This window comes from Ammoniphilus sp. YIM 78166 (assembly GCF_004522215.1).
GTDB lineage: Bacteria > Bacillota > Bacilli > Aneurinibacillales > RAOX-1 > YIM-78166.
On the sequence record NZ_SDLR01000005.1, the window covers coordinates 43,852 to 61,878 of the forward strand.

Below are 18,027 nucleotides of genomic sequence, written 5' to 3' on the forward strand. Positions count from 1 at the left end.
TTCTTTGTTAATAATAATCTCAACTTTTTGCTTTACCATCACTTGTGGTACGGTTCACCGTAACTTATGTAAATGAGGTTTTATCTTCTTAACATTTAAAATTAATCACAGCAATTGTGTTTCTTCTCAGTCGTCAGATCGCCATCGATGAATCCCTGACATTCTAAACAACGAGGAACAACTGATATAAATTCTTCATAATTTTCCCGAATGTTTTGTTCTTTCTTCGTTAAATATTTTCTCTTTCCAAAATCCAAATATGAGAACTCGCTTTCTATCTCTTCAAAATTATTTGATGTACATGCTAAAAGTAAATATTGATAATATTTAGCTATTTCTTCATACGCTCTTTTAGCTTGGCGTTTTTTTCTTGCTATTACTTGAATGTGTCCTTCGTTCTCTACTAAATATTCCTCAAAAATCTTTCTGTTTTCAATAAAAAGGCGATTTAAATTTTCATCTTCATTTAACAATAATGAAAATCTAATAAACCCATAAAAAGAATTCGTTTTATGCTTTTTAGTTGCTCCATAAAAATAAATTTTTTGTGAAATATTAAGATAATCTTGAACATATTTTAAAAGTCCTAATACTTTATCTGTTAAACTAAGTACATCAAGTTTTTCTCCATTATCAATTATTTTCACTACATTATATATTTTAGATATCACAAAATCTTCATTTATTGAACCTGCTAAAGGATAATTATTTAACTCATAAGATAAAAATGGTTTAAAGAAACGATTAAATATTTCTTTAGTTTTTTCATTTTGACTATTGGAAATTTGGCCTAAACCATGCCCCAGAATCGCCCTACTTAAAATTGAAGTTGGTAGTTGATCATTCTCAATCAGCTCTTTTTCGTCTTCAGTAATTACTACCCCTTGTTCATTTATCCTAATAAACGATTCTTTTACCTTACTATAATCCCCCGTAACCCATTGAACAGCAATAGACCTCTTAGCAATTATTTGTTTTTCGGCTTTATACTTCTCGTCTCTAGAACGTTTAATTTCTTCATAACTGCCAATTTTATTATTAATATATTCCTCAATAGCAGTATGATTACTATCATTCAGTTCATTTTCTTTACCATAATCTGAGTTTACCCAAGCTATTAATGAACTAATTCTATGTGCTCCATCTATAACATATATAGAACCATCTAAGTCTTCCCATAAAATAATAGCTGGAATTAATCCGTCATCTAAAAATGTTAAAATTAGCTTTTCTAATCTTTCTACAGTCCATTGATTTGTATCTCGTTGAAAAATTGGCTTTCGCAACTGTTCATAAAAAAACTGACCTTTCTCTAATTCTGTTAAATTAAAACTACTTCTTCTATCTGATTGAGAAATAGAACTGTTATTATTATCTTCAACATTACTTCTCGGTATTAGGTGCTCTAAATTACACTTTATATTTGTTTTAAACATTTTTTTCCTCACTTCAAAGTATAAGATTTTTTTAAATTGATCTTCTGTAATTTTTTTTTCTAAATATAATATTTGTGCATCTTGAACAATTAAAATATTATAAATATACATATTTGCTAATTTATCTATAAAATCTATAAATAAATTTAAAGCAGTTCTCTTATTACCATCTTCGAATGCATGGATATTATGATGAGATATAAATAGATTTACAATAAATTCAAGTTCAGAATCAAAATATACTTTTTTAGCAAAAGATGACTCATAGGAATTTCTTTCAGCAAAGATACCTGGCTTAAAATCCGAATGTTTAATATTAATTATTTGTGCATGTAGTACATATTCATCTATCTGTTCCTGGGTTATACCAAGTTCAACCGGAGTGTAATTATGTACTATATTATTTTCAAATACAATTTTAGAGATTTCCACAGAATGCTTAACTTGATACTCGCCACCATCATAGTCCCTTAGATTTTTATATGCTATTTTTTCTAAAGGCGATATTGCACGGTTTGTAATAATAATTTTTTTATCCAATTCACACCAATCCCATCAAAAAATATATCTATTGTTAATTCACTTAAACTTTCCTATATAGAAAATGCTTCCATTATGATTTATTTTAACAAAACTCAGATATTTTTTCGATTGTTTACTTTTATAGATAACTCATTTAAACAAATATAATTATTAATGATTTGGAATGTTGGATTCTTTGCCTGTTTAAAAAGTAGGGCAAATCTAAAAAACCTATAAACAATAAGATATTATTGAGATGATGTACAATAGACAGAGGAAGTTACAAAGATATCTAATAAATCCATTCGATTAATAATTGAAGATACTATATTAATTATTGTGTAATTGCAACCATAAAAAGAAGATAGAGAAATATTAATAACAATTTAAATAAGAAAATTATGATTAAGAAACAACTTTTGGTTCTAAAGAAGGTTTCATAATGTCTTGGAAATTAAGCGATACTAAAATAATCGATAAAAAACAGGCTGTGTCTTTAACCAAAGACACAGCTCTTTTAAACCTCATTTACTTATGGTACGGTTCTCCCCTATTAATCCTTAATCTATCTCAATCCACCACATTAACCCTCAACACCCTCCCCGCCAAATCCACTTCCTCCCGATCCAACTCCACCTTCACCTTCCCTCGTCTTCTCTTCTCCCGCCATTCTATTAAATCTTCTTCCGTTTCTAACCTTAACTCCGCAATCTCCCTTGCACGGTCTAGCATATACTTCGATGTTAAGAGAAACGTGTACACACCATATCCCCCTAACTCAATCGGCTCTTTTCTCTCTTCCCACTTACCAATAGTAAATCGAACATAGAGTTCACCATCTGTTCCCCTTCTCGCCGGTCTTTCATAGATCTCCCCACGACGAACCACCTGCCAACTCTCTACTCTCCCCACCCTATGAATACCAGAATTTTGTTCACCAAATAAACGTCTCGATTGACACAACCCAATAAACTCAAGATTGCTTAGCATATGCTGCTTGTCCATTAGATTCTTGAGAGGCATATAATAGATTCGATTGTCTAAACAGATACCAAGTTGTTCCTTATCTCGCAATGACCCAATCAACACGTTCTTCCCACTTAATTTATCCTGGTAGTACTCCTTCGTTCCACGAGGTCTTGTCGCTCTCTCATAGGCTTTTTCAGGACTATCTAAGATCAGCTCATCTAGAAACCGTTCCATTAGCCTAGTTGAGTTTGGTAGGAATGGTAACGCTCCGATGTTTACCTTCTTTATACTTCCATAGAATTGATGTTCCTCAAATTTTTCTTCATCAGGATAAGGAAACAAGACATACGCACCAAACATACTTCTCTCATACTCCCCGGATCGCCCCTCCTGATAGACGATGGCATCCCGGTAGCGATGCATGGTGTTGATGTCATCTTCCTCTGGGCCCGGTGACTGATATCGTTCAAAGTATGGCGTCCCTTGGTAGGCAGGGTTTAATCGATACTTGGCATCGAAGACATATTTATATACCACATCTGAATCTTGTTTTTTCAGTGTGAGTACATTGTCTGGCCTCTGAGGAAGCGTAGGAAAGTCTCGACTATCTTCGGACGGCAGGGCATTATAAAACAGAGTAAAGGTCTCTCCATTATGAGGATTTCGGTAGGTAACGCTAGCTTTTTTCGATTTATCTAAGGTAATAAATAAACCATGGCGGTGAACCCGAATGATGTCCTGCTTCAACAACTCATATTTTTCCTTTAATAAACTATGAATCTTCAGGAAGCACCAATATTCATATAACTGAGCAATATCCTTCATGGACAAGCGGAATAAGTCCCCTTGAATAGACAGACCCTTCATCAAGATCAAGTAACTCCGATAAATATCTCGATAGCCGGGTGCCATTTGTAATACAAGGGTAACTGACATCTGCTTCATCTCACCTAAATCCGAAAGAAAGTCAAACCGTAATAGCCTTCGAATTTGTCCTCGCATCTGTTCAATTTGATTATGTAAAAGGGGATCCTGGGTTCGATGCTTATCGTTGAGCCGCTGCTGGATTTGTTTCAATTTCATCTCTATTCTCTCAAGTACCCATCGTACAAAACGATTCTCGTGGGTGTCGAAGTCTATCCTTCTTTTCATCTCGATCAACTTGGTTGGAGAATAGCCTTGTCCATTGATATTGAACAATCCATATTGTTGATTCGGAACAAGTAAATGAGGCTTCTTAGCCAGTGCTGCTACATTTTCTTTTCCTGCCCGTTTTACACGATCGGCCCCCACCCATCTTGTTTCAGAAGCTAACCGATGATGGGGCGCTATTTGAAGTCTCTCAACTGAATGGACCAATTGTTGAAAGAGCTGCTTTAAGATAGCCAGAAACTCAGTTAAACTTTGGTTTCTAGTTTCCTTCAAGCCAGTTAGTTGATAGGTTTTTCGAAGAAAATCAAAGGACAAGTTATAGATCTGCTCATTAACGTCTTGGAGGATTAATTGGTAGTCCTTCTTATAATCCATCTTGGAAGGGAATATTTCCAATCGGATTTCAAGGGCTCTTTGGCCTTCCACAAGGATGATGAGCTCCGTATAACCGACTTCATTTTGAAAATTTAGGACTCCGGTGAGAAGGTCTTTTCCCAAGGGTTTGATCGCTTGACGCAGCAGCACATTGTCATGGTGGAAACCAATGAGTTTCTCACTCTTACGTTGGATAACGAGCTGATAGGATTGATTTTCATAAAAGCACGGGAGGATTCTCTCATCACCAAGTTCTACTAATTGATAATGAATAGGAGAGAAAAGCTGGATCCTCTCTAGCTCAATGGGATAACCAGCCTTAACTACTTCGCATCTCGCCTCCACCCATTCCTGCGCTTTATCACGATGAAGCTGTAACGACTCAACGGTTGGATGAAACGGCTTGCCTTGGATGTACAAATCAAAGAGATTTGTTTCGATCTTCAGGAGCTCGGTTTCCTGTTTAAGATAGCCAGAATGAAGTGAATCCATCTTCCTCAAACCTCCGAAGCATATAGGCGATTTTTCGGGCACTAAGCGGAAACGGAGCATCAGGCTTCACGTTGAAAAGCTCGGAAGAGTCACTCAACATTTCCTCAATGTTGGTTCGTTGTCCCGTTGCCAGCTGCATAAATTCGATCAACACTCTTTTTACTGAAGAACTACTCCCTTGAATACGAGGAAGTATTTTTTGCAGCCATTGTAGGTCAAAGGCTTCTTTTTCGCTCATTAAACCGAATTGTTCATTATAAACCATATAAAAACAGATCGAATCTCGCACCCTAAATCCAACATGGGCATGAATCTTTTCTAGAATATTGTTCATTTTTACTAGTCTCTCTGTTGTACGCTTGATGAGCTCTGGATAATTTGAATACGCATCTTGAAGCGTGAGATACTCTCGTTTAAGAAAAGAATTTGCCACTCTCATCGGTCTTTGTTCATTCATTTCTATAACATCACCAGGAAAAGAATTGAGATTAATATAGTTAAATTCAATCGCTTGTGCCCGGTCCAAGACCTTTTTACTAAAGGGATGCGTGGTCTCATCCATATTAACGGTTCCAATCAAGTACACATTATCAGGGATATAGACGCTGCCCAAGTTCTCTTCACCTGATAGTAGGGAATCTGTGAGAATACGTCTTCCTTCCCATCTCTCGGTTTCCATGACGCTTAAAATATCACTAAAATAATGCTCGACACGGGCTAAGTTCATCTCGTCCAGACAAATAAAATAGATTTGATTCTTATTATGTGGCTGTAAGGCATCCAACAGGACTCGGGTTAACCTTCCTTCTCGAAAGTGACCTGATAAATCGCGATAACCAAGAAGATCCGTAGGATCACTCCAGTCTGGGCGAACCGGAATAAGTTCCATCTTGGCACCCAGAGCTTCGGCAAATAGCTTAACCAGCTTTGTCTTTCCTGTCCCTGAGATCCCCGCTAAAATTACAAAAGGCTTCGTCTTGAGGGATAGGTAGAAGTTTTCTATCATGTTATCTGGATAGTAGAATCCTTTTTGCAGGATAAAGGATTTGATAAGGGACAACTGTTCATCGACTTTTACCACATGTTCCATTGCTTCTACATCCTCTTTATAAAGATAGATATATAAATTGTCTACTTTTTCTATGTATCCTATTTCTTGAAGCCAATTCAGCATAAACTTTGCCCTATTCGCTTGGGTGACGTCTCCCCATTCTGCATCCAGCTCCATAGCAGGAATAAATCGGGCTTGAAATTCGTTTTGGGTAAATTGCTGCAGCTCCTTAGCGATGTTGGTTGCCAAGAGGATAACCCTTCTTAAATTACTTGAATCTTGGCTAGTAGTTTGTATCTGATTTTGTAGAATCCCCTTTTGGTTAGGCGTCAGGTTCCATATGTCTGAACTATCCTGATAAGAATGGCAGTATTGCTGTCCTAGTTCAGTTAATAAATAAGAAGACTTTTCAATTTGAATCAGTCCCAATTCCTCGATGGCTCTTCCAATATGCTGGATTCGTTGTTTGGGATGCTTGACCTCATCACCCTTTTTAAGAATAAGAGCTTGCTGAGAAACCAATTCATCCATATCAACCATCCTGGGCGATTGACTACCTAAATAGTGAAGGATGCCCTGGATATAATGAAGGTAAGCCATCGTATACTTAAAGCTAACGGGTTGGGCCCCCACCTGTTTTTGACTACCCTCAGCATAGAGTCGGTAGTTTTCCATCAATTCTCTTAAATCCGAAATGAGTCGATCTTCCTCGGGCATGTGTTCAAGGAAATACCGAATATAAGCAACGGTAGATACCTGGTAATCACGTCCGATTCCGCTTGAAGTCAAGTGAATATTGTCATCTTTTTGAAACGACTCTAGTGATAATAAATCTCTCATTTCACGGACTTTTTGTTCTAAGTAATCGTAGCCTTCTTTTTTCCCTTTATCCTTGAGCGGAACAGTCACGCCTTGAGCTAAAGTTAGATAAACGGAACTCATATCCTCTGAGAAAAGATAGACAATATATTCTCCATACTGCGTCGATTCCGTGATCCGTTTGTCCATAATCGCGATCCAGGGAATTGTAGCCCAGTTCCCTTGGCCTACTGACCCCTGAACCTTATAGTTCTGATCGATAAAAGACAAGGATTGCAGATCCTGTGGAATCTGCTGCCTTACTCTTATGCCTAAGGGATGCTCTTTAAACGTTTCTGTTTTGGCTTGTAAATAATGAGATAGGATGTAGGTTAAATGATCTCTTAAAGAAAAAGATTTCGATTGACCAAAATAAGCCTCAATCTCATCCAAGGCATATTGTTTGAGCTCTTTTCGAACACTTGTACTGAGTTCTTCCAATACATCCGGCCGAAAACCGATCCAGCTTTTTTGAGAGTCTGTTATGAGTACCGAGGATAAGGCTTGGATAGGGGTCTGGAGTAGATTGATTACTCTAGTAGTTGTCATCTCCCTCCAACTGCTCGCCATGTTTTTAGGTGCCTCATCTATTGGAAGCCCTTGGTTTTCCCTATCTAAGTAAAACGAAACAAACCGATCTGCTATCCGATGAAGAGGGATTTGGGTCTCAGAAGTCCACATTTCCTCAAGTACGGACAAGATGAGCACCATCTTATATGATTTTTGTCTATTTTTAAAAATGCCTGCTAGTGAAAGTGGTAAAGCCATGCTGTTCCTCCTGTGGTAGGAAAATGTTACTAATAGTATAGCAAAAGCCTGACAGGTATTGTCAGGCTAAGTTATTACTATTTTCTTTTATAAGACCCGATCCCAACGACTTTTCGTTCCTTTACAACGTAGCGGCATTTCGGATAATTAGAACAACCATGAAAAATACCGTATTTTCCCGTTCTTTCTACTAACTCCCCCTCGCATCGAGGGCAAATGAGTTCGGCCACCTTTAAAGTTTTCACCTTCATGTTTTGGTGGATAGAAGTAACATGTTCTTTTCTCATTTTTCTATCGGTTTGATCCGCTCTTAAAATTCGTTGTTGGATGGTATGAATATCCTGTTGGTTTAAAACCACTTGCTGATACTTTAGGATAGTAGAAACGAGTTGTGAAGCATAAATCACATGGGTGTTTGACTCTACTTTCAGTGTCGCTTGATCGCCAAATACGATGATCGAATGATAAGGTACAGTAGGAAAATCGGAGAGGAGATCCTGTAACGCTTTGATATGACCCTTGTTTTGCCAGACGGGGTTAAAAAGTTTTTCTTTTCTTTTATATATCGTCTGTGTCCAGTACTGTTGTTGGTCCTTCCCAAAGATCCATCCTTGATAATTTTTAGTTTCAATCACAAAGATGCCGTAGGATGACAGAATAATGTGATCAATTTGACTGGTCTTCCCTTCTGATATCTGGATCATGATATCGTGTACAGAAATATATTGATTCGGATCTAGGCTTTTGAGTTTCTTTTGAACTTTTTTCTCCCCAATGTAGCCCTTAACTTTTGGGCTTCTAAGTATAAAGCTAAATATACTAAAAGCAATTAATATAATAAAATACAGAGTCATTTATATTCTCCTTCTTTAATGGTAGATTTAAGGTAAAACTAGTGTGCCCTACCCTTCCTCTCAAAATGCTCATGAAGCCGATACTCACAGATCTCCTTTGTCCACCGGTAAGCCAATTCCTGATCTTCAGGCGCAATATCAAACTCAAATTTGAAGATCCCATCCTTAAAGCTAACCAATCCCTTCGAGCTGCCGCTCCACTTCGTCATGGGCATATCGGCAATGAGATTGGCTACATCTTCTTTATCATACTCCCACAAGGCCTTGGTTTTCTTATCGGAGAAGTCGATCCTCTTCCGGTATTCTTTTTCTGTCAGGTAGCGGTGGAAGAATGCTGCTGCTTCTTCTGCTGTGATTGGTTTCATCCAATGATCCACCCCTTTTTCCAACATATATAAAAGCACAACCATCTTATAGCTCTTGGCCATCCCTGTGCTTTCTACTTCTCTGAGCCAAGGCTCCATTCGCATAAACGCTTCCTTCTGTTGCTCAGGTAATTCACCAGCCCAATAAAGGAATCCCGGATATGATTTAAATTCCTGTCTGTACCCTTTTGCATCCACATTTCCATGCAAATGAAGCTCCAAATAAGTGGGGCGCCTGCCCAGCTCTTGCTTTAATTCAAAATAAGCCTCTCGCAGTTTCTCTTTCCGCGGCTGTTTTTTCTTGGCCAATTCTTTTAATAGATTGATCGTTTGGATGTCCATTTCCCAATGACATGAATCAGGAATAACCGGTTCTACAAAAGCTTGTCTGGAAGGTTTGTCCACCACTGAATCGGTCTGGGTATGAAATAATCCAAGTTTCACATCCACATTTCGATAGTTTCCGATTAAATCAATGATGGTACAATGGTCTTTTCCTTCATATAGTCGAAGGCCTCGGCCAATCTGTTGGGTAAAGATGGTGAGGGATTCGGTCGGTCTGGTAAAGAGCAGCGTATCGACGCTTGGGATATCTACCCCTTCATTGAATAAATCGACGGTAAAAATAATCTCCAAACTCCCTTGTTCCAGTCGACGTAAGGCCTCTCCACGGCTCATCTCTACTGTCTTAGAGTGGAGACTTAAAGCCTGAACTCCTTTTCTTTGAAAATAATCAGCCAAGAAATTAGCCTGCCGAATGGACGAGCAAAAGCCTAAAGTCCGGGTTTGTTTATGCTTTTTCCAAGCTGAGAAAATGTTCTCCGCCATGTCTTCTCTTAATTGGACGGTTAAGAGCTCTTCTTCCGCATAACGATTTCCCAACCAGCTGATCTGGGAGTAGTCGGTTTCATCATAGATGCCAAAATAGTGGAAAGGGGAAAGCCAGCCCCGTTGAATCGCTTCGATAAAATGAAGCTGATAGGCCACATTTCCTCTGCAAATCGCATAGACGTCCTTCCCATCCATCCGGTCCGGTGTCGCCGTAATGCCAAGCAAGAAGGAAGGCTCAAAGTAATCCAGAATCCTCTGATAGGTCGGGGCAGCAGCGTGATGAAATTCATCGATAACAATGAGATCAAAGGCTTTGGGAGCAAAGCTTTCCCTATGCTGCTTCATCCCTAATGTATATATGGAGGCAAACACGAAATCCGCTTCTCCCTCTTTGCGACTTCCGTTATAGATCCCAACCGTTCGATTGGGCATCACGTGTTGAAATGATTTTTGGGCTTGAAAGAGAATTTCCTCTCGATGAGCCACAAATAATACACGATGAAACCGCTGCGCAAAGAACGCAGCAAGGTAAGTCTTTCCCAATCCAGTGGCCATAACTACCATCGCGCTTTGGTAGCCTTCATCCAAGGTTTTTTCCAGTTCCTCTAAAGCTTCCTTCTGAGCAGGCCGAGGTGTTAGCGACAGATAACCGCTTGTCATTTCTCGGATCTCCGTAGGTTCCTTATCCGCTTTTCCTGAAAACATGATTTCCCTTGCTTCCCGCTCGGTCCACGTTCGAAACAGTTCAGGATGCTGTTGATGATAGACTTCGTATTCCTTTTCGTAATGGAAAAGAGTTTCCCTGTTTACGGGGATCGTTTGATCAGCCAAGTATGCTTTCATAAATTGATCGAGAGCCGCATCAAACGTAACCGGTTCCGCACCAGCTTGCATAGCTAAATTCCATTCCACCCCATAAGAAAGAGCGGAACGAGATAGATTCGAAGAACCTACGATAAGCAAACCTTCACCATTTTCAGCATGCATAAGATAAGCCTTCGGATGAAAGGAGATTCCTTTACTGCGCCATAATCTCACTTCAATAGAATCATCGATATCTATCAATCTACGAAGACCTTCCGGCTGCGTGACAAACAAATAGTCTCCAGCGAGTATTTTTACCTCAGCTCCACGAAGGATAGCTTGCTTTAATCGACCTTCTAGGAGGCGAACTCCAGATTCCATTACAAAGGAAGTGATGAAGTAAATAGAAGAAGCTTGTTCCATGGCTTGAACTAAATCTTCTAGTAAATTCTCCGTTATCAATTTTATTCTTGTCATTCTCCACCTCAAGCGATTCCCAATTATTAACTCTCTTTAGTATAGCAAAAGCCTGACCGAATGGGTCAGGCTTCCGTCATTTTTTAAGTTTTTCTAGGGATAAGGTACCAGATTCGGAATCGCCTTCCGTATTCCCCCACGAGGGTCGTCAATATCCCCCTTATAGCGGGGGATCAAATGAAAATGAAGATGCATCACGGTTTGCCCCCCATACTCTCCCACATTCACGCCAATGTTGAAACCATCCGGTTGATGAAGATCATCCAGCATCTTTTTCCCTTGCCGGATTAACTGGTGTATAGCAAGAATTTCCTCATCTGTGGCATCAAAATAAGCTGCTGCATGACGTTTAGGTACTATGAGTAGATGACCTTTTTGAACAGGGAATTTGTCATAGAAAGCTTTAGCCCATTCATTTTCCATTACGATTAGTTCCTCAGGCAGTTCACAAAAAGGACAAGTCATCATTTAACACTCCATTGGATTATATTGATGTTTCGTTTTCGTACTTTATTTTAATAATAATACCGCTGTAGGAACGCTCAAACAACTAATTCTTGTCTTCCTCCACCTTAATTAAAAACAATCTTACCTGGAAGCCTCCCCTTTTTCCGTTTTCTCCTTTCGAAACACTTCTAACTCCTCGATTGAAAAGTCGTGATCCTCTGCCAGAGTATAGATAATCGCAGTAGTTAAGCCAATTGTTCGATAGGTGTCACTGATCAGGATTCAATACCCTCATACTGAACTATTAAATCACTATATTTTACATCTCCCTGTCTCCAAGGTATAATATAATTAACAAGTTACAACAATAAAAAAGAGACCGACAGTGCTGTAACACTACCGGTCACGTACAACAGACGTTCCCCAACAGGGGTCGGCTCAATGCTGAAGGAATAGACCACCGAGTTGTCAGCTCACGGGTGGTCTATTTCTTTTTGGTCATGTATGTCAGAATGGCAATGACGACACCAACGAATGTTAATGTGAACATGCCTAAGTTCAATGCTAAATCTATTGCATCGTATACTGACACCATTTTCTCACCCCCTTTCTAACAGGGATGAGCCGACCACCCATGAGGAGCCGATTCTATTGTACTTGTTTATTATATCATGATGTCACAGAAGCAAACATACGTTTTGTTTGTTAATACTCCTCCCCCTCTTCCGCCACCATGGGTAACGGCTTAAAAAACTCATTCTGCTTATACTGATAGCTGCTTCTACCAAATCTCTCTCTTAAATACTCAGCCAGAGCCGGATCGGTACAAAACACAAAGCAGCCTTTTTGCCCGCGGGTCATGAGGGTTCGATAGGTGTTGCGGATGATCTCGTCTGCTAGGCGATGAGCCTCTACCAGATCTTCTTTCTGGAGTTTTTTCAGACCTTTCAAAGAAGAGTCGGTTTTGGCCCTTTTCGTAGGGTCGGTGATCACCTGCCCATTTACATAACGCATATCATCACCAATAATGACGCCAACGTAATCAAATTCAAGTCCTTGGCATGTATGAATACAACCAACTTCCTGAACCGATTGTTCGTCAATGGCCCAGGTTTCAGAGTTTGCGAGATTCCAGCTCATCTTAAATTGATAATCTGGAAGCACGATGTCATACACGTTGGGATTGTTCTTTCCTTCTTTGAGCCAATCCCAGCAATAGCCGGCCACCATGCGAGACTTATTGTTCTTGAGATTCCGTTTTTGGATTTCTCTTCGGAGTTCGTTTGGATCATCATACACTCGAAAATCATAGTGGCTCCCGATCCAGTCGGTATTCGCAGTAGGACGGATTTGCAGCACATCATCCAGCCAAGCGAGGTATCCGTCGGATCCATTACAGCGGAACTGGGAGTCCAGGTTCATGATGTTAATGACGGCACCATGTTGTTTCGCGTACTTTTGAATGTCGGCTAGACTGCCGGCATCTTTTAAAGTGACCCGCTGTCGCTCATCGATAAAGAAGATGGAAAGCTTTGCCGCTTCGATAATCTCCTTCGTTTGGTTTTCTCCTAGGTTTTGAAACATCCCCGACTTCTCATTGAGACGATGGGCTTCGTCCACGATGAGGGCATCAAACTCGTCGCGAATAGCGTTGATGTAGCTGCCAGACCCCTTAAACAGGTTATCAATATGTCCCTTGCGAAAGTCTTGCTTCAGCTTCGTTGCGTACACGTTTCGAGGGGCTGCATTTTTAGTGACGTACTGACAGACCATATTTTGTTTAGTGAGTTCGACGAGAAGATTTACTGCTAAAACGGATTTACCCGTCCCCGGACCTCCTTGTACGATCAAGACCTGCTTCGTGTGGGTTCGCAAGGCTTCTCGCGCCATGAGGCGAGCCTCCTCATAGACCACTTTCTGGTCATCGATCATGACAAACTCTTTATTTCCTTGCAGCATGCGATTCAACGCATCCTGCAAGGATTTAGACGGACGGATACGTCCACTCTCTATTTTATAGAGGTTTTCTTTGTTATCCCCTATCTTTATGTAGCGCTTAATGAAATCACGCAGATCCTTCGCTTGTCCCTTTACAAAGACAGGCGCCTGTTCCAAGTAATACTCATACATCGGATCAGTTAAAGGATCCTCTTCCCCTTGATCTAGATAGTTATGAAGGTAGGCACAAGGATAAAAAGCCATGTCCTCGTTTTGCGCATTTTCGTTATAGTCTCGTATTAAAGACGCATAGGACCACGCTTGATAGGAAGGATGCGTCGTCTCCATTTTTCCGCGATTCATCGCCGTCTTAACAATGGCTTCTTTTCCCCGAACGGCTTCCACCGTCCCCCATTGCTTGAGTTCCACGATGACTACGTTATTTTTCTGTTCGTCTTTACCGGAAATCAGAAAGTCGACTCGCTTCGAGGTATGGGGAATACGAAACTCAATCGCCACTCCCGAATCTTGGGGAATGGCTTCATCCCCTAACACCCGGTACATATATTGCATCGAAGTGTCCCAAGCCCGAACTTCTCTTTCGTTAATACGGCCTATTTTCGTGTTGTAGTTCCGGACGATATTGTTGACCAGTTCATCATGAAACACATCTTCCAAAAACTCCGTTTTTGTTGCTTCATATACAATCATGGCCGAACCTTCCCTTTAGAGCTCAGTGTATTTTTTATTCGATCCGAAGGCTTTCCCCACGGGATACTTCTGCTTATTCTTTTCGATCTTGCTTTGGATCGCTTCCTGGATATCGATATCCAAATCATGAGCAAGGTATAACGAATAAATTAGGACATCGGCTAGTTCTTCTTTAATCTGTGGAAGGTTCTGTTCGATTGCGGTTTGGCTATCCTTCCACTGGAAGTTCTCTAGCAATTCACTCGCTTCTAGTGAGATCGAGATCGCAAGATCCTTGGGAGTGTGGAATTGCTCCCAGTTTCTTTCTTTGCGAAAGGCTAATAATTCATGAATGAGTTCCTGCACAGGTTTTCCTCCAGAGGTGTTGTTATGAGATCTATTATACAGGAGTAAGTTATATTTTTCTAAAATCTACCTTTATCCGTTATCATCCGTTCTTCTCTCAGTACACGACAATTCCTTAGTGATAACACATCTGGATGACTGGGATCCGCTAAAGGTTAGAGCAGACTCGCTAAACGGCAAAGCGTCCCCTACCTGGGGGGTATCCCCGAAGCGTTCAATATAACTACTGAGCCGGACATAATCCTTTCATAAACGTTTAAAAGAATTTACTCCATTTGGACATAGTGTGGTTACATTTTCTGGATATATTGATAATGCAAATGAAAACACGTGTTGAAGGGAGAATGAAAATGAAAAGAAGGATAATCGTTATTCCGATGTCAGCTCTGTTGATTCTAGGGGGGCTTGTTGCTTGCTCTTCCGGAGAAGAAGGGACAGAGCCAGTGCTTCCCTCCTCGACCCAGCAGCAAGGAGTAGACATGGCTCCTCCTCCGGTGGAAGGGGAAGCTGGAGATGGAATGGATAACGGAACAACTGATCCTTCGATGGGCGGTTCAGACGAATCGGCTCCAGACTCCACGATGAGTCATGACGCGGAAACCGATGGCAGTGAAGCTGTTACAGGTGGTGAGCAAGAAACGATCAATCCATCCGAACAAACCGAAGGAACCGATCCTTCTGGTACGACAGGGCCATAACCATTAAATACCTACCTAACCTCCAAGACATACAAACCCATCATGGTACCACCGTGGTGGGTTTTCCATTCATAACGTCCATTTCTTTTGTATGAAAAAATATTTTCCAAGGAGGAATTAAACCATGTTGTTATTTGATATCCATCAATTTAATTATAAAGTGGGTTCGATAGATGATATTAAATGGTTGATTAACAAAAAGGAAACGATCAAAAACGAATTGATGGGAGATGTTAGCTGGGAAGTGCGGATGATTTTATATAAGCAGGTTCATTTGATCAATAAAAGAATTAATGAATTGAAACAAATAGCTATTTCTTAAGAGATCTGCGGAAACTTCCGATCCGATGAGGTTAACACAATGAAATCACGTATCCTACAATTGAGTATCCTCCGTGCTTTTGCGGCCCTGTCCATTATCACGATCCATGTCACTTCCGGCCAGGTTTTAACCAACGGCTTTGCTTTTATCCTCAACCAGGTGTTTCGTTTTGGCTCCCCGATCTTTGTTATGATTTCTGGGTTCATTCTATACTATTTAGAAAAAAGAAAGCCGTCGCCGAGTTATTTCTATTTCTTTAAGCACCGCTTTAGCAAAGTTGCCGTCCCCTATCTTCTGTGGACTCTCATCTATTCAATCTTTGATCATCGCCAGGATTGGCTAACGAATGGGGCGCTGGGCGCTTTCATCGAGGTCACCCCAAACATTGGGCTGCACTTGCTGACCGGAACTGGCTACGTCCATCTTTATTTTGTATTAATCATGATTCAATTGTATGCGGTGTTTCCCTTTTTTTATCGATGGATCACTTGGTATCCGAAGAGACTCCTGATCGCCTCGTTTTTCATTCAGGCTGCAGCGGCCCATGCCATTTATTTTCACCAGATAGGGTGGTTCACGCTTCCTTCGATCAAAATTGCCTATACGACACTAGCCCTGAATTGGATTTTTTACTTTGTGTTTGGTTTATATGTGGCGCAAAACTATCAGAAGATGATAGACATGAATAAAAAGAATCGGCTGATCCTCTGCTTATCCCTTGTATGGGTCGGAGCTTTGGCTCTCCATCTTGTTGACGGGTATGTGACTGAAACCTATGCCCATTCTGTCAAACCCAGTACGATGTTCTATTCCGTGGCCAGCTTCCTTCTCTTCTTCACATTGCTCCATGTTCTTGATGGGGAGCGGCGGGCCCGATGGGAGTTGGCCATCACGCGAGGCATCGAACAGATTGCAGGCCAATCCTTCCTTCTTTATCTTTTGCATCCGTTGTGCCTAAGTCTTCTTGTCCTTTTCGACCAGCAAATCAATGCGGCTTCCCTTTGGTTAGGAACGTCCGGAATCCTCTATCTCTGGACGGCTACACTGCTGTCTAGCTCATTAGGGATCTATTTGATCAACCGGGTACCGAAGGCGAGTTGGCTGGGAGGAACAAAACCTAACCATAAACCTCTGAAATCACTGGCATCCACAACGATTGAACCACGGCGTGCTTAATTCAGTTGCCCAAAAACCCACCATGGCTTTTCATGGTGGGTTTAGTTTTCCTAATGACCCTGGCGGAACACCTTTTGCAGCCGTCTTTTACCCTGCTCTCTTCTCTCCTAGCAGAGAGTTCAGTCTCTCTAGCAAATCGCCGCCGCCCGAGAGTGAGATCGAGCCGATTTTTTCACATATTTTCTCGAGAAACTCAAGCTCTTTTAATCGAAACAACGTCTGGTTCTCGTCCATCAGCTTTGCCGTATTGAGCAGGCTCCGGGTTGAAGCCGTTTCCTCCCGACGGGTGATCAGGTTCGCCTGCGCCTTTTTCTCCGCGAACAGCACCGTATTCAGAATTTCCTTCATATCTCCCGGCAGAATAACATCTTTAATGCCCGCACCTATGAACTGTACCCCGTACTCCTCACCCTTCTCAAGCAATCGAGACAAAACAAACGAAGCAATTTCCTGCTTTCGTTTCAGCAGCTCGTCAAGCTTGAGAGCCCCGATGTATTCCCTCAGGATGAGCTGCAGCTGGATATGGATTTGCTCATCGAACGACTTTATTTCTAATGCGCGCAACGGTTGCATGATTTTATACTGGCATACAAAGTTCAGCCGCAGCGTAACTTTGTCGTCGGTCATCATTTCTTGACCTAGAAGCTCCATCTGTTGCTGACGCAAGTCAATGGTTTTCACCGACACCGAAGTCGGTCCTTTCCAGAAGTAATACTTTCCCGGAGCGAGCTCCCGTTGCATCACGTGGTTATAATACAAAACCCCGGATTCAAAGCTTTCGATTTCAAAAGATTGGACGTGTGCTGTAAGCTTCTGCAGAATGGAACGATCCACCTCAGCCGGCAATTCAGGTTGTCTGATGTCCACACGTAAATAGGTGTGCTTCTTTAGTACGTTCCAGAAGGCGTAGATACCCGCTTTAAGCAGTTGCACGAACTTCCCGTCCTCGTAATGCAGGACGTATTCATGGTCTTGGATCCGGACAATATCGAGTTGCTTCAACAATTCATCATCATGGAGGAACAGCTGTAAGTCCTTACCTTCTACTTCAAAAGGCTTCGCAATATTTAACACAATTACCGTATCTTGTGACCACAGCATGAATCGATACGTTCCAGGAATCAACATTTTCACATAACTGCCTTTATGAAAGAGCAAACCGCGCTCGTCAGCTCGAATCGTTACTTTTCGAAACATCATCTTAGCCCCCCTCATTTCATAGAACCTTAGGTTTGGAATCCCGCTGCGATTCCGGCGGAATCTCGTTTAAGAACGGAGTGTCGTGCGATTTCTCCTGCTTTAATGTCCAAGAGGAGGATATGGCCGAACTGCAGCCACAATTCCATCTCTTCTCATCCAAGCGGGATTTACTAGAGACTCCGTTCGATATCCACGGATTGCAAAGCCTTACCGCAGTGCGCTTATCCTAGCCGCCA

At 41.1% G+C, this 18,027-nt stretch carries 13 protein-coding genes; 3 read left to right on the top strand and 10 right to left on the bottom strand.

Annotated features, from left to right (window positions below; genetic code table 11):
* Window positions 1-101 precede the first annotated feature (101 nt).
* The 9 genes from EIZ58_RS21395 to EIZ58_RS21435 all read right to left on the bottom strand — a co-directional run bounded on the left by EIZ58_RS21395 (window position 102) and on the right by EIZ58_RS21435 (window position 14,395).
* Window positions 102-1,976 carry a GmrSD restriction endonuclease domain-containing protein gene (locus EIZ58_RS21395; RefSeq protein ID WP_240689296.1) on the bottom strand — a complete coding sequence of 625 codons (1,875 nt, stop codon included), beginning with the start codon at window positions 1,974-1,976 and terminating at the stop codon, window positions 102-104.
* Between the two features lie 552 nt (window positions 1,977-2,528).
* The gene (locus EIZ58_RS21400) at window positions 2,529-4,946 is read right to left on the bottom strand and encodes a restriction endonuclease-like protein (RefSeq protein ID WP_134702980.1); all 2,418 of its coding nucleotides are present in this window, start codon (window positions 4,944-4,946) and stop codon (window positions 2,529-2,531) included.
* On the bottom strand, window positions 4,918-7,623 hold the full coding sequence (locus EIZ58_RS21405; protein WP_240689298.1) for an MrcB family domain-containing protein: 2,706 nt from the start codon (window positions 7,621-7,623) through the stop codon (window positions 4,918-4,920). Before EIZ58_RS21405 ends, EIZ58_RS21400 begins: the two co-directional genes overlap by 29 nt.
* A 77-nt stretch (window positions 7,624-7,700) precedes the next feature.
* Window positions 7,701-8,477, bottom strand: coding sequence for an NERD domain-containing protein (locus EIZ58_RS21410; protein ID WP_134702981.1), 777 nt, complete (start codon window positions 8,475-8,477; stop codon window positions 7,701-7,703).
* A gap of 38 nt (window positions 8,478-8,515) precedes the next feature.
* Window positions 8,516-10,954, bottom strand: coding sequence for a DEAD/DEAH box helicase family protein (locus EIZ58_RS21415; RefSeq protein ID WP_134702982.1), 2,439 nt, complete (start codon window positions 10,952-10,954; stop codon window positions 8,516-8,518).
* Window positions 10,955-11,047: 93 nt separating this feature from the next.
* A complete protein-coding gene (locus EIZ58_RS21420; RefSeq protein ID WP_134703614.1) occupies window positions 11,048-11,419 on the bottom strand; it encodes an HIT family protein in 372 nt (123 codons plus the stop codon).
* Between the two features lie 466 nt (window positions 11,420-11,885).
* On the bottom strand, window positions 11,886-11,996 hold the full coding sequence (locus tag EIZ58_RS34545) for a putative holin-like toxin (RefSeq protein WP_134702983.1): 111 nt from the start codon (window positions 11,994-11,996) through the stop codon (window positions 11,886-11,888).
* Window positions 11,997-12,106: 110 nt separating this feature from the next.
* On the bottom strand, window positions 12,107-14,050 hold the full coding sequence (locus tag EIZ58_RS21430; RefSeq protein ID WP_134702984.1) for a DUF2075 domain-containing protein: 1,944 nt from the start codon (window positions 14,048-14,050) through the stop codon (window positions 12,107-12,109).
* A gap of 15 nt (window positions 14,051-14,065) precedes the next feature.
* Window positions 14,066-14,395: a nucleotide pyrophosphohydrolase gene (locus tag EIZ58_RS21435; RefSeq protein WP_134702985.1), complete on the bottom strand. Its 330-nt coding sequence runs from the start codon at window positions 14,393-14,395 to the stop codon at window positions 14,066-14,068.
* A 350-nt stretch (window positions 14,396-14,745) separates the two neighbouring features.
* Here EIZ58_RS21435 and EIZ58_RS21440 point away from each other — a divergent pair, with 350 nt between their 5' ends.
* The 3 genes from EIZ58_RS21440 (at window position 14,746) to EIZ58_RS21450 (ending at window position 16,591) form a co-directional block, all read left to right on the top strand.
* A complete protein-coding gene (locus EIZ58_RS21440; RefSeq protein WP_134702986.1) occupies window positions 14,746-15,093 on the top strand; it encodes a hypothetical protein in 348 nt (115 codons plus the stop codon).
* A gap of 124 nt (window positions 15,094-15,217) precedes the next feature.
* Window positions 15,218-15,415, top strand: a complete 198-nt coding sequence (locus EIZ58_RS21445; RefSeq protein WP_134702987.1) for a hypothetical protein — start codon at window positions 15,218-15,220, stop codon at window positions 15,413-15,415.
* Window positions 15,416-15,454: 39 nt separating this feature from the next.
* Window positions 15,455-16,591 carry an acyltransferase gene (locus tag EIZ58_RS21450; protein WP_134702988.1) on the top strand — a complete coding sequence of 379 codons (1,137 nt, stop codon included), beginning with the start codon at window positions 15,455-15,457 and terminating at the stop codon, window positions 16,589-16,591.
* Between the two features lie 87 nt (window positions 16,592-16,678).
* On the opposite strand, the gene EIZ58_RS21455 is transcribed toward EIZ58_RS21450, so the two are convergent.
* Entirely contained in the window at window positions 16,679-17,788 is a 1,110-nt protein-coding gene (locus EIZ58_RS21455; RefSeq protein ID WP_134703615.1) for a slipin family protein, read from the bottom strand.
* Window positions 17,789-18,027 lie beyond the last annotated feature (239 nt).